Raw genomic sequence first — 17,027 nt, 5'->3', positions numbered from 1 at the left:
CACCGTCCGCTCGCATTCTTCCTGCCCAACGATCTGGATTGAAAAGATGAAACCGGTTCTTGCCATTACCCGCCGCCTGCCCGCCGATATCGAAGCCCGCGCCCATGCCAGTTACGATGTGCGTCGTAACGAGGGCGACAAGCCGCTAAAACGCGACGAAATTCTGGCGCTGGCACAGGATGCCGATGCGATACTGGTGTCGGTTGGCGACCCGATTGATGGCGCGTTTTTCAAAGCCCTGCCACAGCGGGTTAAAATCATCGCCACATTTTCGGTGGGCACCGACCATATTGACCTTGCCGCCGCCGCCCAAAAAGGCGTGATTATTGGCAATACGCCGGGTGTTTTAACCGATGCCACCGCCGACATCACATGGTTGCTGATGTTAGGGGCCGCCCGCCGTGCCGGGGAAGGCGAAGCCGAAATACGCACCGCAAGCTGGCGCGGCTGGCGCCCGACCCACATGATTGGCACCCATGTAAGTGGCAAAAAACTGGGCATTATCGGCATGGGCCGCATTGGCCAGGCGGTTGCCAAGCGCGCACGCGGGTTTGATATGGAAGTGCATTACTTCAACCGCAAACGCCTGCCTGCCGATCAGGAAAACGGTGCAATTTATCATGACAGCATCGATGCCATGCTACCCCATTGCCAGTTCCTGTCGCTTCATTGCCCGTCCACGGCGCAAACACGCGGCATGGTGAACGCGGCCTTCCTGCAAAAACTGCCCAAGGGGGCCATTCTGGTTAACACCGCACGCGGCGACGTGGTTGATGATGCCGATGTGATTGCGGCCCTTAAATCAGGCGAACTGGCGGCGGCCGGGCTGGATGTGTTTGCAGGCGAACCCAATATTGCGCCCGCTTATCGCGATTTACCCAACACGTTTTTACTGCCCCATCTGGGATCGGCGACAGCCGAAACCCGCACCGCAATGGGCACCCGCGCACTTGATAATATCGATGCCTGCATGGCCGGGGCCGAGGTGCCGTTTCGCGTCACCGTCTGATCGGCATTACAATCGATTTCTATATATAAAACGATGTTGCTATATTTAAAGTATAGTGCCGGTTCATTGGCCGATTACGATCATTACGACGTGCTATTAACCAAGATCGCTTTCTTCGCCAGCTGGCAGGATGCAGGAAATTTCGCGGCCATCGCGGCTGATTTTAACCCGCCCGCCATGAATTTCGACCACAGCACGCACCATCGCCATGCCCAAAGCCCGACGTGCCGATGCCGGTTCGCCGTCGCGCAAACCTTCAAACAGCATTGGTTGCGGGGTTTCATCGGTCAGGCCGATGGTGATTTCAATATTTTCACCCCGACGCCGGGCCACAACCGAAACTTCGCTGCCTTCCGGGGCGGTACGCAATACGTTGGTGACCAAAATGAACAAGGCCTGTTTCAGGCGGCGTTCATCGGCCACCATCCAGCCAATATTGCGCGAACAATAAAGCCGCAATGACACATTTAGTTCCGCCAGCCGCGCGCGGGTGAGCGCCTCAAGCGAGCGCAGCAAGCGGCGCGGGTCAACGGTATCAAGTTCCAGTGCGACCTGGCCCGACCCCAATGTGGCGAGATCGCGCATGTCATCGACCAGTGCCAGCATGCTTTGGGTTTCGGTGCGAATAATTTCCACCGATTGCGACACATTGCCATGCAGATGCGGCAACATCCGGTCCGCCAGCCCGTTGATATGGTCGAGCGGCCGGGTCAGCTCGCGCGACACGGTGGAAATAAAATCCGACTTCATCTGATCGGCCGTGCGCAAGGCTTCGTTACGTTCACGAAGGGCACGTTCAACCCGGATGCTGTCTGTCACATCAAGATAAGACATCATCACCGCCCCGTCGGGCAAGGGCACCACGGCAAAATCAATGATGGAGCCATCGCTGCGTTCGAGGCGGCCCGACATTGGTTCGTGGTTGGTAATGCGCGCCACCATCCGGCTTTTAAACTTGTTCCAGTCGCCGGGAACCGACCAGAAATCGCGCGATTTTTGAATAACATCGGACAAATGCGGGGCCGCGGCCAAAAACACATCGTCAAGCGCCCACATATCGCCAAAGCCGTGATTATACAGCCGCAACCGGCCATCACCGCTTATCACGCCAACCGCTTCATGCAGGTTTTCCAGCGTTTCGCGCTGAACCGCAATCAGGGTATTATAGCTGCTTTCCAAAACCAGCTTGTCGGTGACATCTTCATAGGCAAACATCAGCCCGCCAAATGGATGGGGGGACACAAACCGGCGCAAGGTTACGCCGCTTGGTAAATGAAGCAGGTCTTCGACCGGTTTTAAAAGATCGGTGAAACGCTGGTTTTCCTGATCGCGGAACTGGCCAAAATCGGTGACTTCGGGCAGTTTGCGTTCGTCACGCAAACGGCGCAGCAAATCTTCCAATGCCGGTTCGCCCAGCAACCATTCCTCGTCAATATCCCACAGCGATGCAAAGGCCGCATTAAAGAAAATCAGCCGTTTGTTGCCGCCAAAAATGGCAATGGCCGTGCCCAGATTTTCCAGTACCTCGGCATGGGCGCGCACATGGCGCGACAAATCGGCCTGTTTTTCCTCCAATGCCGTGCAATCAATCGCAAATCCCACCATGCCGCCCACATCGTCGCCCTGCATGACCGGGGATTCGGTAATGCGCAGCAAACGCCGGTCGCCCAGCATGACAACGTGATAATCGCGCGTGGTGGTTTCGTTATTGCGCAATGCCGATGCCGCCAGCGCCCGGCCATTATCGGGAATAACCCCGGCACCCAGCTCGCTGCCTGCACTGATGACCTCTTGTGCGGTTTTACGTTCAACCGCCTCGACATAGGCCGCGTTACAATCCACCAGATTAAGCTCGCTATCGCGCCGCCACACCGGAAATGGCAATTCATCGATAACGTGGCGCAGGCTGGAAACATCCTGTCGCAGGGTGGCAAAATCGCCAATCTGGCTTTCACGTTCGCGGGCATGGCGGGTTTCGTCGCGAAACCACACCGCATGGCCCAGCACCGATGATTTACGGTCGCGCCGTGCCACAGTGCCCGTCACATGGAACTTGCGGCCATCAACCGCACTGACCCAGACCTCAAAGCGTTCATGGGTGGATTTCAAGGTCCGGACCCGGTCTTGCAGGGTGCGCGCATCATCGTCGCGCAACTGTTCAAGCAAATCGGGAAAACGGGCATCACCCGCCAAACTAAAACTGCGCATCAGGGCCGGGCTGCCGCCATCGGCAAACCCTTTATGTGCCCAATAATAAACCGGGTCGGGGGCAGCATAAAACAACTGGGTAAACAGTGCTGCGGTATCTTCCATTTGCGATTCGTGGTCTTCGGCTTCGTCAAGATGGCGACGCATCCGCACCGCCAGACGCCAGCCAATCGCCCCGGCAATGGCGGCCCCGCCCAATGTTGCCAGCCCGATCACGGTTAAATCACGCGCGCCAAGGTCGCCAATCGCCGATAAAAACCCGCCTGTGGGCACCGTAATTTCGGGGTTGCCCTGCAATGCGGCACTGCGCGCCTGCGCATGGGCAGGGGTTGGCTGCAAAATTTTAAAAATTGCACCGTAACCTGCTGAAAAAGCACCAAAGCGCCATAATTTGGACATGACAAGCGGGTCTTGTTTCGTCGTTAAACGACGAAGACGCCGACATGCCTTACGGTATGTGGACAAAACCCCTGTCACGTAATTACAACCAATCATCCATTTATGTTTTATGCACAGTTACGCGCGGTTTTAAAACCATTGCCATCATATTAACAGGTCCTGACCTTTGGGGGCAGTTTCGGTGATTTTGGGAAAATCCGCAATGACATAAGGGGGAAATCGGGCTATGTCTGCCAATGCCGTTAACTTGATCAAAAATCGACGCAGTTAGTATCAGAATGAGTGTCAAACCGCAGCTGGATCTTTTTGCACCGCGCGCCACGCCAAGACCGGCAGCGCCCCGCAAGGATTCGCCCGCTCTGCCCCCGGCACCCCAGGCCCCGATCGCCCAGGACCTGTTTGACAGCGACTTTAACGCCGACGACATTCGGGAATGGAACCAGCTTTTCCCCAATGCGCCGCAATATAGCTATCATTTCAAACGCGCCCAGATCAGCTCGGCCTTTGACCGACCATTGCATAAACGCCTGATCGCCTCGCACGCCTTTGAACGGCTGCGCGAAATTTCGTTTTTGGGGGCCATCGATTATTTGTTTCACCCCAACGGCAAACCCGCCAATATCCGCCATTCGCGCTATGATCACAGCATTGGTGTTGCTTTACTGTCGCAGCAATATTGCCGGTTAAATGGATTATCCGAAGCAGACCGCGACCTTTTGGGCGCGGCGGCCCTGTTGCACGATATCGGGCATGGGCCATTTTCGCACACGCTGGAACCCGAATTTGCCCGGCGCTTTAACCTGAACCACCATCAATTAACCAACAAAATCATTCTGGGTGAAGTGGATCTGGATTTATCGGTGCGTCATTTGCTGGAAAAGCACAATGTCGACCCCGAGGCGGTGATTGCGATTTTGTCCAAAAAATCCGACCATCCACATGCCACACTTTTTACCGGCCCGGTCAATATTGATACGCTTGAAGGCATCAGCCGGACAAAAACCTATGTGCATCCGCATTATGTGCATTGCCATCCGCGCCTGTTGCTTGATGCGGCGGTCAAGCTTGATGACGAATCGCTTCAGCGCCTTGATAAATTCTGGCAGCTTAAAGAAGACATCTATCGCAATTTCATTTTCGGGCCGATGTGCTTTGCCACCGACCATTTGTGCCGCGAATTTGTGGTCGAAAACGCGCCAGACTTTGCCGCCAATGACTTTTTGCTAACCGAACCGGCCTTTATGCGCCGCCACCCGGCCTTTCGCAAATTTCTGCACAGCCTGAAAAACCGCATCGAACTGGACGGGGTCGCCGACGTGATAGATGCAGACCTTGCCAGCCTGATCGGGGCAGAACAGGCAACCAAGGTTCCCAAGCGCGAATTTCACATTAATACCAATGTTGCCGTCACCAGCTTTGCCGACCTTGGCAAACGTTATTACGAAGAAAAACACAGCTTCCTGCGACGGGTGGGCAATCTGGCAGACCCGGCACAACAGGCCGCCGCCGCCAGCCTGTTTGACTAAACCGCAACACCCATAAGCCTGACCTGCCCAGATGCAGGCGGAACAAGCACATACGCCCTGACGTTGACTGTGAAACCCAGGGGTGATCACATCAAACAGTCATCGCCTGTTATTTTCCATCACGTTATCAGCCCTCTAATAATGGCAACCATAACTTCCAACCGGGATTGTCCGTTTCATGGCGCAAAACAAAGACAAGATCAAACGCAGCTTTGTCATTATCGGCCTGGGGACGTTTGGCGGCACCATTGCCACCGAACTGGCCCGTTTTGGCAACCGGGTGCTGGGCATTGATGTAAACGAAAAAAATGTCAGCGACCTTGCCGACACCGTTGCCGAAGCCGTCATTGCCGATGGCCGCGATGAAGAAGCCCTGCGCCAGGCCGGGGTCGACCATTATGATGTGGCCGTGGTTGCGATTGGCGAAGATCTGGAAGCCAATATTTTATGCACCATGAATGTCAAATTGCTGGGCATTAAAACCGTATGGGTCAAGGCGCTTAGCAAAACGCATCACCGCATCCTTGCCAAACTGGGGGCCGACCGGGTGATTTTGCCGGAACAGGAAATGGGCCAGCATATTGCACAAATGCTGCATAACCCGGTGGTGCGCGACTATCTTAGTTTGGGCAACAATTTCCACGTCATCAATATCAATGTCCCCGAAGAAATTGAAGACACGCCGTTAGGTGACCTTAAAATTGGCGAAAAATACGAAACCCGTTGCCTTGGCGTTATGCGCGGCAGCGAATATCTGGGCTGTGGCGATGATGTGCGCCTGAAAAAGGACGATAAAATGATGATTTTGGGCCGCAGGGACGAATTGCGCCTGTTTGGCGACGGGTTATAGGGGATTTTCCCGCAAAAACCGGCATTTGATACCGGGCTGTTGGCTTTTTGGCTTCATACTGGCTTTATCAGCTGATGACGATAAGCTGCCCCTGAATTTAAGGTTATAGTTCCCGCCCATGCAAATTTCGCTGCCCCAGATATCGTCGAAAAAGTTTCGGGTGCCGCCGCCGGCGGTGCTGGCAGCGACCTATGCCATATTGATCATTCTGGGCACCGTTCTTTTGAAAATACCCGGCGTTTCCCAACCGCTGGCATGGTCTGACGCGCTTTTTACCGCCACATCGGCCGTCACGGTTACCGGCCTGTCGGTGGTAGATATTGGCAGCCATTTCAGCCTGTTCGGGCAAATTGTGGTGCTGGTTTTAATCCAGCTGGGCGGGCTGGGGTTAATGACCTTTGCCGCCCTGGTGCTGTCGGTGCTGGGCCTGCCAATTGATATTCCGCACCGCACCTATTTGCGCGAGGATTTAAACCAGACCTCGGTCGGCGATCTGATCCGGCTGGTTAAAGTCATTTTGCGGGTGGTTTTGCTGTGCGAGCTGATCGGCGCCATTTTGCTGGCTTTTGTTTTCATCCCCGATGCAGGCTGGGCCGAAGGCCTGTGGCAGGCCCTGTTTCATTCTATTTCGGCCTTTAACAATGCCGGTTTTTCCCTGTTTCCCGACAGTTTAACCCGCTATGCCACCAACCCGCTGCTCAATTTCACCGTGCCGGGCTTGTTACTCATCGGCGGGCTGGGCTTCAGTGTGCTATCCGACATTTATTATGTCCGTCGCTGGCAGAAATTTTCGTTGCACAGCAAATTGATGCTCAGCGGCAGTGCCGCGCTGATTTTATGGTCTGTTGCGTCATTTGCCCTGCTGGAATGGAACAACCCCGCCACACTGGGGCATATTCCCGGCATTTTTGACAAAATCCAGATCAGCTGGTTTCAAGGCACCACAACGCGCACCGCCGGTTTTAACACCACCAATATTGCCGGAATGCATGACAGCACGACCCTGACCTTTATCCTGCTTATGCTGATTGGGGGGGGCAGCACATCAACGGCGGGTGGCATCAAGGTGACGACCTTTATTGTCCTGTTGCTGGCAACCGTCGCCTTTTTCAAACGTCGGCAACAGCTGCACGCCTTTGGCCGCGCCATTGGCCTTGAGGAAGTCCTCAAGGTACTGGCATTAACCATGATCAGCATGCTGATTGTGGCCGCCGCGCTGTTCGTGATTACCATTTCACATGATGGCGATTTTCTTGACCTGATGTTCGAGGTTGCATCAGCCTTTGGCACCGTCGGCCTGTCACGCGGGGTCACGACCGAGCTTGATACGCTGGGCCGCACGGTGATTATCCTGACCATGTTTATTGGCCGTGTTGGCCCGCTTACGCTGGGGTTTTTCCTGGCCACCCGCATGCCACCGCGCATTCGCTATCCGTCGAGCCAGATTTATCTGGGGTAAGTTCTGCCAAACGACCTTGCTTGCTCAGTCGGCAGGCAGGCACCGGTCAACCAGCGTGCGAATATAGGCATTATCGGGCGCGGTTTCTGAAAACAAAATACGGTAGACCATGGGGGCAAAGATGCCATCGATCAGAAACGCGGTCGAAGGGGGTGTTTCACCACGCGCCACGGCCCGTTCTGCCAGCACGACAAGCCGCTTTGTGATCAGCTCGGCACAGCGCAACGCACAATTGTTATCGTCTGTCGCCACCACATCGCGCAGCATCGATCGGCCGAGATCAGAACTCATTTCATCAAGGTAAAGTTCCGCATAGGCCAAAACATCGCCGCGAAAACCGCCGGTATCGGGCAGATGCTCATCAGGTTCAAACCGTTCCAGCGCCACATCGGCCAGTAATGTCGCGATATCGCCCCAGCGACGGTAAATCGTCGAGGGGGTCACACCCGCGCTCTGGGCGATCATCGGCACAGTCACATCCGCCCGATCATGGGACTCCAGCAGTTTTTTAACCGCCGCATGAACCGATTGTTGCACCCGGGCGCTGCGGCCACCGGTGCGTATGCCTTTGTGAATCGTCATAAAAATACCTTAACACAAATCATTTGCGTTAAGCGAGATTTTACATCACACTGCACTTAACGCAAATAATTCGCTTTTATGGAGATGCCCATGAGCACCCCATCCCCTGTTACCGTTGCCGATGCGCCCCATCCGACTGTGCGCTGGTTTCTGTCACTGGTTTTAATGACCTTTCTGGCGGCTTCGGCCGCACCAACACCGATGTATCATCTCTATCAGCAATCCTGGCATTTCTCGGCCACGATGCTGACCCTGATTTTTGCTGTCTATCCTTTCACCTTGCTGATCACGTTACTGGTTTTAGGCTCGCTGTCGGACCATGTTGGCCGCAAGCCGGTTATATTCGCCGCCCTGATACTGGAAATATTATCGATGGCGCTGTTTATCAAGGCTGATGGCGTTGACGGGCTGCTGTTTGCCCGCGTCATACAGGGCCTTGCCACCGGGATCGCCACCAGCGTGCTTGCCGCTGCCCTGTTTGACAGCGACCACCACAAAGGCCCGCTTGCCAACAGCATTTCCCCGCTAATCGGCCTTGCCGCCGGGGGCTTGCTGTCCAGCATACTGGTTGAATATGCCCCAATGCCCCTGCATCTGACCTATTGGGGGATGGCGGGGTTAATGGCGGTGCAGGCTTTGATGGTTTGGGGCCTGCCCGAAACGGCAAAACGCCAGCCCGGTGCGCTTAAATCATTGCACCCGCGCATTGCCGTGCCAGTTGCGGCCCGCCGCGCGATGCTTGAAATTGCCCCGGCCAATATTGCGGCATGGGCCCTGGGCGGGTTTACCCTGTCGCTGGCACCCTCGCTTATTACGGCGGCTACCGGGTTAACGTCATCGTTAAATGGCGGCATTGCCGTTGCAGTTCTGACCCTTGCCGGTGCGGTGTCGGTGGTAACATTGCGCACAAAAAATGCCGCCGCGGTGCTGCGTCTGGGCACGGCAACACAGGCCTGCGGCGTTGCGGTTTTTCTGGTTGCCATCAATAGCGGCCAGTTATGGCTGTTTTTTCTGGGGTTTCTCATCGCCGGGGCCGGGTTTGGCGGCAGCTTTCTGGGATCAGTCCGCACGCTGGTACCGCTGGCTGCGCCGCATCAGCGCGCCGGTCTTATGTCGGCATTTTATGTGATGTCCTATCTGGCATTTAGCGTCCCCGCCCTTCTGGCCGGTACCATGGTGCGCAAGGTTGGCCTCATCACAACCGCCAATGGTTATGGCATGATCCTGATTGCCCTGGCTGCCGTTGCCCTGACCGGCCAAATTCGCCGTCGAAACGCCGCCTGCCCGGTTAAATAAGGTCCAATTTAACACCCCCATCCAACTAAAATCGCCCGGAACGCAGGCCGAACACACTGTTCATCTGCTGTCCGGGCGATCTGTTGTTTGGTGGCAAACGGCACATTCCCGCCATCCCCGAACCCTATGGAAAATCTTATATAAACCCTGTGGAAAATTCTGTGGGCAGATTGTGCAAAACAGCACAAAAACGGCATTTTTCCTGTGGAGAAAACCCGGGACAGTTTGTGAATATCGTTTTTAAAACCAAGCGTTCCTAGTGGTTTGGCAGGCCATTTTCACGTCGGGTCTGACGGATGTCTTCGGCGCGGCTGGTGACCATGCGGCGCAAATCATCCAGCCCGGCGCGTTGCAGTTTAACCGCGTCCACGCATTGGGTTTTCGGGGTGAAACCATTCGGTGTTGCCCGGTCCCAGTCCAGAACCCGGTCGATTGTCGTTGTCAGGGCCTCAACATCGCCAAAGGCATAAACGTTTAGCGGGCGACCGATTTGTTCGCTGAGCGATCCAAACAGGGCCGGGTCACCATCAGGCGGCAAGTCGGGGTGGCAGGTCAGATACACGCGATAACGCAACTGCCCGGCATAAAACCAGAAAACCGCTTCCTGGCGCTGTTCATCGTTAAACAGCTTTTGCGCCAGAATATAATAGGCGGCAGGGTGTTTGTTTTCGATATGATCGCGAATTTCGTCCGCCGACATTTCGTTGAAGGTCGGTTCGGTTTCGCCATAAGCCTGTCCAGACATTGCCCCCAGAGCAATAACCACGGGCAACGCCATCAAAAATTTGCGAAGCTGCACTTTAACAGGCACTCCTTTGTTTGCGGGGTCCATCAACCATTTCGGATCAACTTTTACAGGTCGTGATCCAACTGTACCGGGTGCCTTGCCGGTATCGTTTTAAGGCCACCTTTGGTGGTCCTTGCTTCTTACAGGGGTATTTATTCCCCTATTGGTTAAATTGCCAGTCGGGGGGCAGGAATTATTCGTCATATTTGCCCGCAATGCCGGTTTTTAATTGCCGCCTGGTATGTCAATAATAACAAACGTAAACCCCCTCAAAACGGATAAAACGGAACGAGTTGTGCTGCCCGCTTGTATCGCCCAAAATCAGGAATATTCTGCCCGCCATCTGGGCAATATGCGCCAGGCGCTGGCGGCACATTTGCATGGCAGTGCCTTTTGCGTGGTTGTGACCGGGTCGTTTGGCCGCCACGAGGCATCGGACCAGTCGGATCTGGATTATTTCCTGATTGGGCGCGAAGCCGACCGCGATCTCGCCCCCTATAGCGCGGTTGGCGATATTCTAGGTGCCATGGTTGCCAAAAAACCTGCCGTGGGCGGGCCGTTTTCGGCCTATGTCCCGGCGGAAGAACTGGTCAACCGCATTGGGCTGGACGGCGATACAAATTCGATCACTACCCGCCGGTTGCTGTTTTTGCTGGAATGCGAATGGCTGTATAACGAACCGGCCAAACGCGCCTTTTTTGACGAATTGATTGCCAATTACGTCACCGAAAATGTCACGCGGGAATCCATCGCCCGGTTTCTGGTCAATGACGTGATCCGCTATTACCGCACCATCAGCGTGGATTTTGAAATTAAAACCCGTGAGGGCCGGGCCAAGGCATGGGCACCGCGCCGCCTGAAACTGGTTTTTTCGCGCAAGATGTTGTATTTCGGCGGCATTATTGCCGCGGCTGAAACCGCCGGGTTTGATTATGTTGGCAAACGGGCAAAATTATCGGAACTTTTGCAGTTGCCGCCCATTACCCGCCTGCAAACCGTTTTTGGGGATCGCAGTTTGCCTGCGCTGGAACTGTATGACCATTTTCTATCGCGCTTGAACGACCCCGAAATTCGCCAACGGCTGGAAAAAATCGACCAGAACGACCGCAATCACCCGGAACTGCGCAAATTGCTGGATGACGGCAAACAGTTTTCGCGCGAATTAATCAGCCTTCTTAACCATCGTTACAGTGCCGACCACCCCATTCACGAAGCCCTGCTGATGTAAAAACGGCGATTTTCTTGCGCATTCACTTTGGCGGCAATTGCTCATGGATGGCGGTCATGGCGTTGCAAAAGGCCTCTATCAGGCGGGCCTTGGGCGATACACGCGGATAAACCAGATCGATATTACGGTTAAATCCCGCATCCCCCACCGGGTGCCAGCGTATATCCAGCTCCATGTCATAAACCCGCAGCCAGTCTGGCACCAGCGACACCCCTAACCCTTCATGCACCATGCGGGCCATGGTTTCCTGTGAATCAATGGTGCAAAACAGACGCGGCTGAATATTTTGCTGCGCCAGATATCGTTCGGCCAGCCGCCCGCCCCACGATGCCGGATCATAGCGAATATAGGGGTTTTGCGCCAAAATTTGCCCTGTATCGCCCTGTATGGACGAGGGCGTAATCAACATTAAGGGTTCAGCGCGCAAATTACGCGCTTCTAGCGACTTTGGCCGTGCAAATGGCGGCGCAATTGCAACAATCACGTCAAGTTCCTGCGCCGATATGCGGTCATGCAGGCTAACCGAGGTGCCGGGGTGAATTTCGGGGACCAGCATCGGGGCCGTTTGGCGCAGGTATTTCAAGGTGCGCGGTACAAGGCTGGTCATCACCGTGACAATCGCGCCGATTTTAAGGGTTCCGGTTAATCCCTCGCGATCAAGCACGCCGGTCAATAGCGAGGCCTGCTGTACCATTTCACGGGCATGGGGCAACAGGCGCGCGCATTCCGCTGTCGGCTGCACAGTTTTGCCACTGCGGCGAAACAACGCCACGCCAAGTTCGGTTTCTACAACTTTCAACCGCTGTGAAATTGCGGCTGCCGTTATGCCCTGAAGGCGCGCCGCCGCCGCGACCGAGCCGTGTTCGGCAACCATCAGCACCGTTTCCAGAAACCGCGTCTCCAACCAAACTTTTCCTTATGAATGATGCAACAAATCCAAGTTATTTTATTCTTTGAAAAGATGCAATTCTCCCGCCGGGAAAGGGAGAAAAATGACACTCACCGTATTTTTTGCCGTTTTATGTTCGGCCCTGCTGCATGCAGGCTGGAACAGTTTTGTCAAAGGCTCGGCCCGTAAGGATCTGGCCACATTTTCGCTGGTACTGGCCCATGTGCCCATTGCCGTGATTGGTGTTGTTGCATCGCCGCTGCCTGATGCCGCCAGTTTTGCTTATGTGCTGGTGGGGGCGCTGTTGCATGTGGGGTATCAGCTGTTTTTAATGCGCAGCTATATGCATGGCGATCTATCGCAGATTTACCCGCTGGCCCGCGGCCTGTCGCCGGTATTGATAACGCTGGTGTCGCTGGTGTTTTTAAAGGTCCATCTGGGACCGATTGAGTTGGCGGCCATTGCCATTATTGCCGTGGGAATTGCCATGCAGGCCAAATCGGCATGGCACAGCCGCAACAGCCAGTCCTTTATCCTGGCTTTTGTCACCGGTTGTTTCATTGCCGGGTATAGTCTGATCGATGGCACCGGGGCGCGCATTGCCGGCACCGCATTGGGGTTTTACAGCTGGCTTTCCATTTTAAACGCCATTTTCATGCTGGCCTTTATGGCCGTTACAAAACCATCGCTAATCCGTGCGTTGCCAAAGGTCTCGCTAACAAATGCCGCCATTAGCGGGGCGGGTTCGTTTTGTGCCTATGCCATTGTGATTTGGGCCTGCACACAGGCACCAATTGCGCTGGTATCGGCATTACGCGAAAGCAGCATTCTGTTTGCCATTCTGATTGCCCGGTTTGTTTTAAAAGAACAAATCACCCGGCATCGCATGCTGGCGGTATCGCTCATTGCAACGGGTGTGGTTCTGTCACGACTAGGGCACTGAGGTCACGCCTCACGCCAACCCGGATTATGCGATACCCAAGCAGCCGACCACCAAAAAAGCCGCCCCGAAACGGGACGGCTTTAAGGCAAAATCAGCTATGCTTCACCCGTTAGGGCGCACCATTTCCAATTAGTAGCGGTAATGATCCGGCTTGAACGGACCAGCCTGCGGAACGGCAATGTATTCGGCCTGCTCAGCGGAAAGTTTGGTCAGTTTCACACCAAGACGGGCGAGGTGCAGGGCTGCAACTTTTTCGTCAAGATGTTTGGGCAGGACATAAACCTGGTTTTCGTAATTGGCGTGGTTTTTCCACAATTCGATCTGGGCCAGCACCTGGTTGGCAAAAGATGCCGACATCACAAAGCTGGGGTGACCCGTTGCGCAACCAAGGTTCACCAGGCGGCCTTCGGCCAGAACGATCAGGCGTTTGCCATCGGGGAATTCAACTTCGTCAACCTGCGGTTTGACGTTATCCCATTTGTAATTGCGCAGCGAATTGATCTGAATTTCGGAATCAAAATGGCCGATATTACAAACAATCGCCCGGTCCTTCATCGCCCGCATATGATCAAGCGTGATGATGTCGATGTTACCAGTGGTGGTGACAAAAATGTCGCCAACCGGGGCTGCATCTTCCATCGTGGTGACTTCATAGCCTTCCATGGCGGCCTGAAGGGCACAGATTGGGTCAATTTCGGTAACCAGAACGCGGGCACCCTGGCTGCGCAGGGATGCAGAGGAGCCTTTACCCACATCGCCATAACCGGCAACAACGGCGACCTTACCGGCAACCATAACGTCAGTTGCGCGTTTGATGCCGTCAACCAGGCTTTCGCGGCAACCATAAAGGTTATCGAACTTCGATTTGGTAACCGAATCGTTCACATTGATGGCCGGAACCTTCAGCGTGCCTTTTTTCGCCATTTCATACAGGCGATGTACACCGGTGGTAGTTTCTTCCGACAGGCCTTTAATGTCGGCCAGCAGTTCCGGGTATTTTTCGTGGATCAGCTGGGTCAAATCGCCGCCATCATCAAGGATGAGGTTCGGTTTCCAGCCATCCGGCCCTTCGATGGTCTGCTCGATGCACCACCAGAATTCTTCCTCGGTTTCGCCCTTCCAGGCGAAAGTCGGAATTTCAGCAGCGGCCATAGCGGCGGCAGCCTGATCCTGGGTCGAGAAAATGTTGCAAGACGACCAGCGAACGGTTGCCCCCAAAGCAATCAGGGTCTCCATCAGAACGGCGGTCTGAATGGTCATGTGCAGGCAACCGGCGATGCGGGCACCGGTCAGCGGCTTGGCGGTGCCAAATTCTTCGCGCAAGGCCATCAGGCCCGGCATTTCGGTTTCGGCAATCGCAATTTCCTTGCGGCCCCAGCCAGCCAGCGAAAGGTCTGCAACCTTGCAATCGGTAAAGTTTGACATGTCGTCTCCATCAATCAGATATGGCGCTTTCATATCCTTTGCCGATTTGCACCGAAAAAGGAAATGAAACCGCCGTTAAATACGTGCATCTGGTCAGCAACGCCAACCGCGCTTGGTGCATATATAAAGATATGTTTATATCGACATCAAGTGTTTTCTTGCGCCCACCGCAAACACATTGCGCAACAGGCTATGTGCCTTGTGGTTAATTGCCTGCCACATATCGGGATGCACCGGGCGGATAACCAGTGGCACCGGGGCAAAGGGTAAAGGCAGCGCCCTCAACCCTGCCTGCGATCAAGCCAGATCGTTAAAATCGTCTAGCATCATGGCAATGCGGTCCGGGTCCCATTGCTCCAGAATTTGCCGGGTCTGATACTCGGATGTGCGGCTGTCAAGGCGGCGAACCCGTTGTTTGACAAGCAATAAACTGCCCGGTGACATTGATAAATTACGCAGCCCCATGCCCAAAAACAGCGGCGTATAGCGCGGGTCACCGGCCATTTCGCCGCAAACACTCATGGGAATGCCAGTTCGCGCCGCGGCCTTTGCCGCCTCGTAAATCAACCGTAAAATAGCAGGATGCAGCGGGTCATATAAATGCGCCACCTGGTCGTCGCTGCGGTCAATCGCCAGGGTGTACTGGGTTAAATCATTGGTACCAATGGCAAAAAATTCGCATTCGCGTGCCAGCGCATCAATGCTCAAGGCGGCGGCCGGTATTTCAATCATCGCCCCTAACGGCGGCAGGGTTTTGGGCACGGCGTGGCCCTGGCTGCGCAACCTGTCGGCGACTTTATTGTAAATCTGGCGCACGCGGGTCATTTCCCCCACGGTGACCACCATCGGCACCAGCACGCGCACCTTGCCATGCAACGAAGCCCGCAAAATGGCGGCAAGCTGGGTTTCCAGCAAATCCTCGCGGCGTAGCGACAGGCGCACACCGCGCAGGCCCAATGCCGGGTTCGGCCCGCTGCCAACTTCGTTTTGCAGGGCAACTGCCAGTTTTTCACCGCCAATATCAAGGGTGCGGATGGTCACCGGCAGGTCTTTCATCTGGCTGACAATACCGGCAAGTTCCTGATATTGTTCTTCTTCGTCGGGCAAATAGCTTTTGTTCATGAACATGAACTCGCTGCGCAAAAGCCCGATGCCCGATGCCCCGTTTTGCAAAACGGTTGAAACCTCGACCGGCAATTCGATATTGGCATGCAGTTCCACCAGGACATTGTCCCGGGTTTCAGAGCGCAGGCTGCGCAGGCCCAGCAACCTGGTCCGTGATGCCAGCCAGTCTTCGCGCCGCTTGCCATAGACAGCCAGGTCGGCCGCATCGGGCCGCAAAATAACCTCGCCGCGCAAACCATCGACAATGATGGTATCGCCGCCCGAAATGCCGCGAATAATATCAGCAGCACCCAAAACCGCTGGAATGCCCAGCGCGCGGGCCATAATTGCGGTGTGGCCTTCGGCCCCGCCAATGGCGGTCACAAAGGCACCAACCGTACCCGGTTGCAGGCGGGCCATGTCGGCCGGGCTCATTTCCTCGGCAATTAATATGGCACCGGGCGGGGCATGGTCGAGCGCACGGTCGGTTTCACCGATCAGGCAGCGCATCAGGCGCAGGCCGACCTCGCGAATATCGGCGGCGCGCGCGGCAATATATTTGTCTTTGATGCCGGTAAATTGCTGGGCGATGCTGTCGATCACATCGCTGACCGCCCAGACAGCATTCATTTTTTGCTGGCGGATACGGTCTTCGGCCCCGCGCAACAGGCGCGACTGGGTCAGCATCTGGATATAGGCGTCGAGCAAAAAGCCCAGCTCGTCCGATGCTGATGCCTCAAGCGCGCCTGATTGCGATTTTAACCGTCGCAACTGTTCAATGCTGTCATCAACACCTTGATGCAGGGCGGCAACTTCGTCTTCGATACGGGCGCTGGAAATGGTCTGACGGACAACATGGATATATTGCCGGTCCAGCACAAAGGCCCGGCCAATGACGATACCGCCAGACGCCCCAAGGCCCACAATCATACGTCGCCCGGTAACCGAGGCGTCCTTGCTCTGGTCAGTCGTTTCGCGCGGTGTAACTTGCAAACGTTTCCTGATCGGTTTTTACCGTTTTATTCTTCGTGGAACTTGGCCTCGACCAGTTCACTTAGTGCCGCAATCGCCTGATGACAATCAATGCCGGTTGCTTCTATTTCAATTTCAGTGCCGGTCGATGCCGCGAGCATCATCAGCCCCATGATCGAAACACCGGAAACCTCGGTTCCCCGGTTGCGCACCATGATACGGGCTTCAAACTCGCCCGCCAGTTTAACAAATTTTGCCGCCGCCCGCGCGTGTAAACCGCGCTGATTAACGATGGTAACAATACGCTTTTCAGTTTGCGACATTCTGTTCCCCGTCGGCAGAAGGAAATC

Annotated in this window: 14 protein-coding genes; 7 read left to right on the top strand and 7 right to left on the bottom strand. The window is 55.1% G+C overall.

Annotated features, from left to right (window positions below):
• Positions 1-46: 46 nt before the first annotated feature.
• Complete coding sequence (locus TMES_RS16345; protein WP_085584475.1) at positions 47-1,009, top strand: 2-hydroxyacid dehydrogenase; 963 nt, start codon at positions 47-49, stop codon at positions 1,007-1,009.
• Between the two features lie 96 nt (positions 1,010-1,105).
• Here the strand turns inward: TMES_RS16345 and TMES_RS16340 are convergent, their stop codons facing one another.
• Positions 1,106-3,616, bottom strand: a complete 2,511-nt coding sequence (locus tag TMES_RS16340; protein ID WP_085584473.1) for a PAS domain-containing sensor histidine kinase — start codon at positions 3,614-3,616, stop codon at positions 1,106-1,108.
• Positions 3,617-3,894: 278 nt separating this feature from the next.
• Between TMES_RS16340 and TMES_RS16335 the strand changes: the two genes are divergently transcribed.
• The 3 genes from TMES_RS16335 to TMES_RS16325 all read left to right on the top strand — a co-directional run bounded on the left by TMES_RS16335 (position 3,895) and on the right by TMES_RS16325 (position 7,451).
• On the top strand, positions 3,895-5,142 hold the full coding sequence (locus TMES_RS16335) for an HD domain-containing protein (protein ID WP_085584471.1): 1,248 nt from the start codon (positions 3,895-3,897) through the stop codon (positions 5,140-5,142).
• A gap of 178 nt (positions 5,143-5,320) precedes the next feature.
• The gene (locus TMES_RS16330; RefSeq protein ID WP_085584470.1) at positions 5,321-5,992 is read left to right on the top strand and encodes a potassium channel family protein; all 672 of its coding nucleotides are present in this window, start codon (positions 5,321-5,323) and stop codon (positions 5,990-5,992) included.
• 118 nt (positions 5,993-6,110) lie between these two features.
• Entirely contained in the window at positions 6,111-7,451 is a 1,341-nt protein-coding gene (locus tag TMES_RS16325; RefSeq protein WP_085584468.1) for a TrkH family potassium uptake protein, read from the top strand.
• Between the two features lie 24 nt (positions 7,452-7,475).
• Here the strand turns inward: TMES_RS16325 and TMES_RS16320 are convergent, their stop codons facing one another.
• Complete coding sequence (locus tag TMES_RS16320) at positions 7,476-8,033, bottom strand: TetR/AcrR family transcriptional regulator (RefSeq protein ID WP_085584466.1); 558 nt, start codon at positions 8,031-8,033, stop codon at positions 7,476-7,478.
• 90 nt (positions 8,034-8,123) lie between these two features.
• Between TMES_RS16320 and TMES_RS16315 the strand changes: the two genes are divergently transcribed.
• Complete coding sequence (locus TMES_RS16315; protein ID WP_085584464.1) at positions 8,124-9,329, top strand: MFS transporter; 1,206 nt, start codon at positions 8,124-8,126, stop codon at positions 9,327-9,329.
• Positions 9,330-9,585: 256 nt separating this feature from the next.
• Here TMES_RS16315 and TMES_RS16310 read toward each other — a convergent pair whose 3' ends face one another.
• Positions 9,586-10,128, bottom strand: coding sequence for a hypothetical protein (locus tag TMES_RS16310; RefSeq protein ID WP_085584462.1), 543 nt, complete (start codon positions 10,126-10,128; stop codon positions 9,586-9,588).
• A 283-nt stretch (positions 10,129-10,411) separates the two neighbouring features.
• Here TMES_RS16310 and TMES_RS16305 point away from each other — a divergent pair, with 283 nt between their 5' ends.
• Positions 10,412-11,344, top strand: coding sequence for a DUF294 nucleotidyltransferase-like domain-containing protein (locus TMES_RS16305; protein ID WP_085584460.1), 933 nt, complete (start codon positions 10,412-10,414; stop codon positions 11,342-11,344).
• Between the two features lie 22 nt (positions 11,345-11,366).
• Here TMES_RS16305 and TMES_RS16300 read toward each other — a convergent pair whose 3' ends face one another.
• Positions 11,367-12,248, bottom strand: coding sequence for a LysR family transcriptional regulator (locus TMES_RS16300; protein ID WP_085584458.1), 882 nt, complete (start codon positions 12,246-12,248; stop codon positions 11,367-11,369).
• Between the two features lie 88 nt (positions 12,249-12,336).
• On the opposite strand from TMES_RS16300, the gene TMES_RS16295 reads away from it, so the two are divergent.
• Complete coding sequence (locus tag TMES_RS16295; RefSeq protein WP_085584456.1) at positions 12,337-13,176, top strand: DMT family transporter; 840 nt, start codon at positions 12,337-12,339, stop codon at positions 13,174-13,176.
• A 129-nt stretch (positions 13,177-13,305) separates the two neighbouring features.
• Here the strand turns inward: TMES_RS16295 and ahcY are convergent, their stop codons facing one another.
• From ahcY to TMES_RS16280, 3 genes are all read right to left on the bottom strand, one after another.
• Positions 13,306-14,601: an adenosylhomocysteinase gene (gene ahcY / locus TMES_RS16290; RefSeq protein WP_085584594.1), complete on the bottom strand. Its 1,296-nt coding sequence runs from the start codon at positions 14,599-14,601 to the stop codon at positions 13,306-13,308.
• Positions 14,602-14,898: 297 nt separating this feature from the next.
• Positions 14,899-16,698, bottom strand: coding sequence for a phosphoenolpyruvate--protein phosphotransferase (ptsP, locus tag TMES_RS16285; RefSeq protein WP_245835487.1), 1,800 nt, complete (start codon positions 16,696-16,698; stop codon positions 14,899-14,901).
• 26 nt (positions 16,699-16,724) lie between these two features.
• Positions 16,725-17,000, bottom strand: a complete 276-nt coding sequence (locus TMES_RS16280; RefSeq protein WP_085584451.1) for an HPr family phosphocarrier protein — start codon at positions 16,998-17,000, stop codon at positions 16,725-16,727.
• Positions 17,001-17,027 lie beyond the last annotated feature (27 nt).

The organism is Thalassospira mesophila, assembly GCF_002115755.1.
Taxonomy (GTDB): Bacteria; Pseudomonadota; Alphaproteobacteria; order Rhodospirillales; family Thalassospiraceae; genus Thalassospira; species Thalassospira mesophila.
Note: the sequence above shows the minus strand (reverse complement) of the source record. Positions and strands in the feature narration are given on the sequence as shown.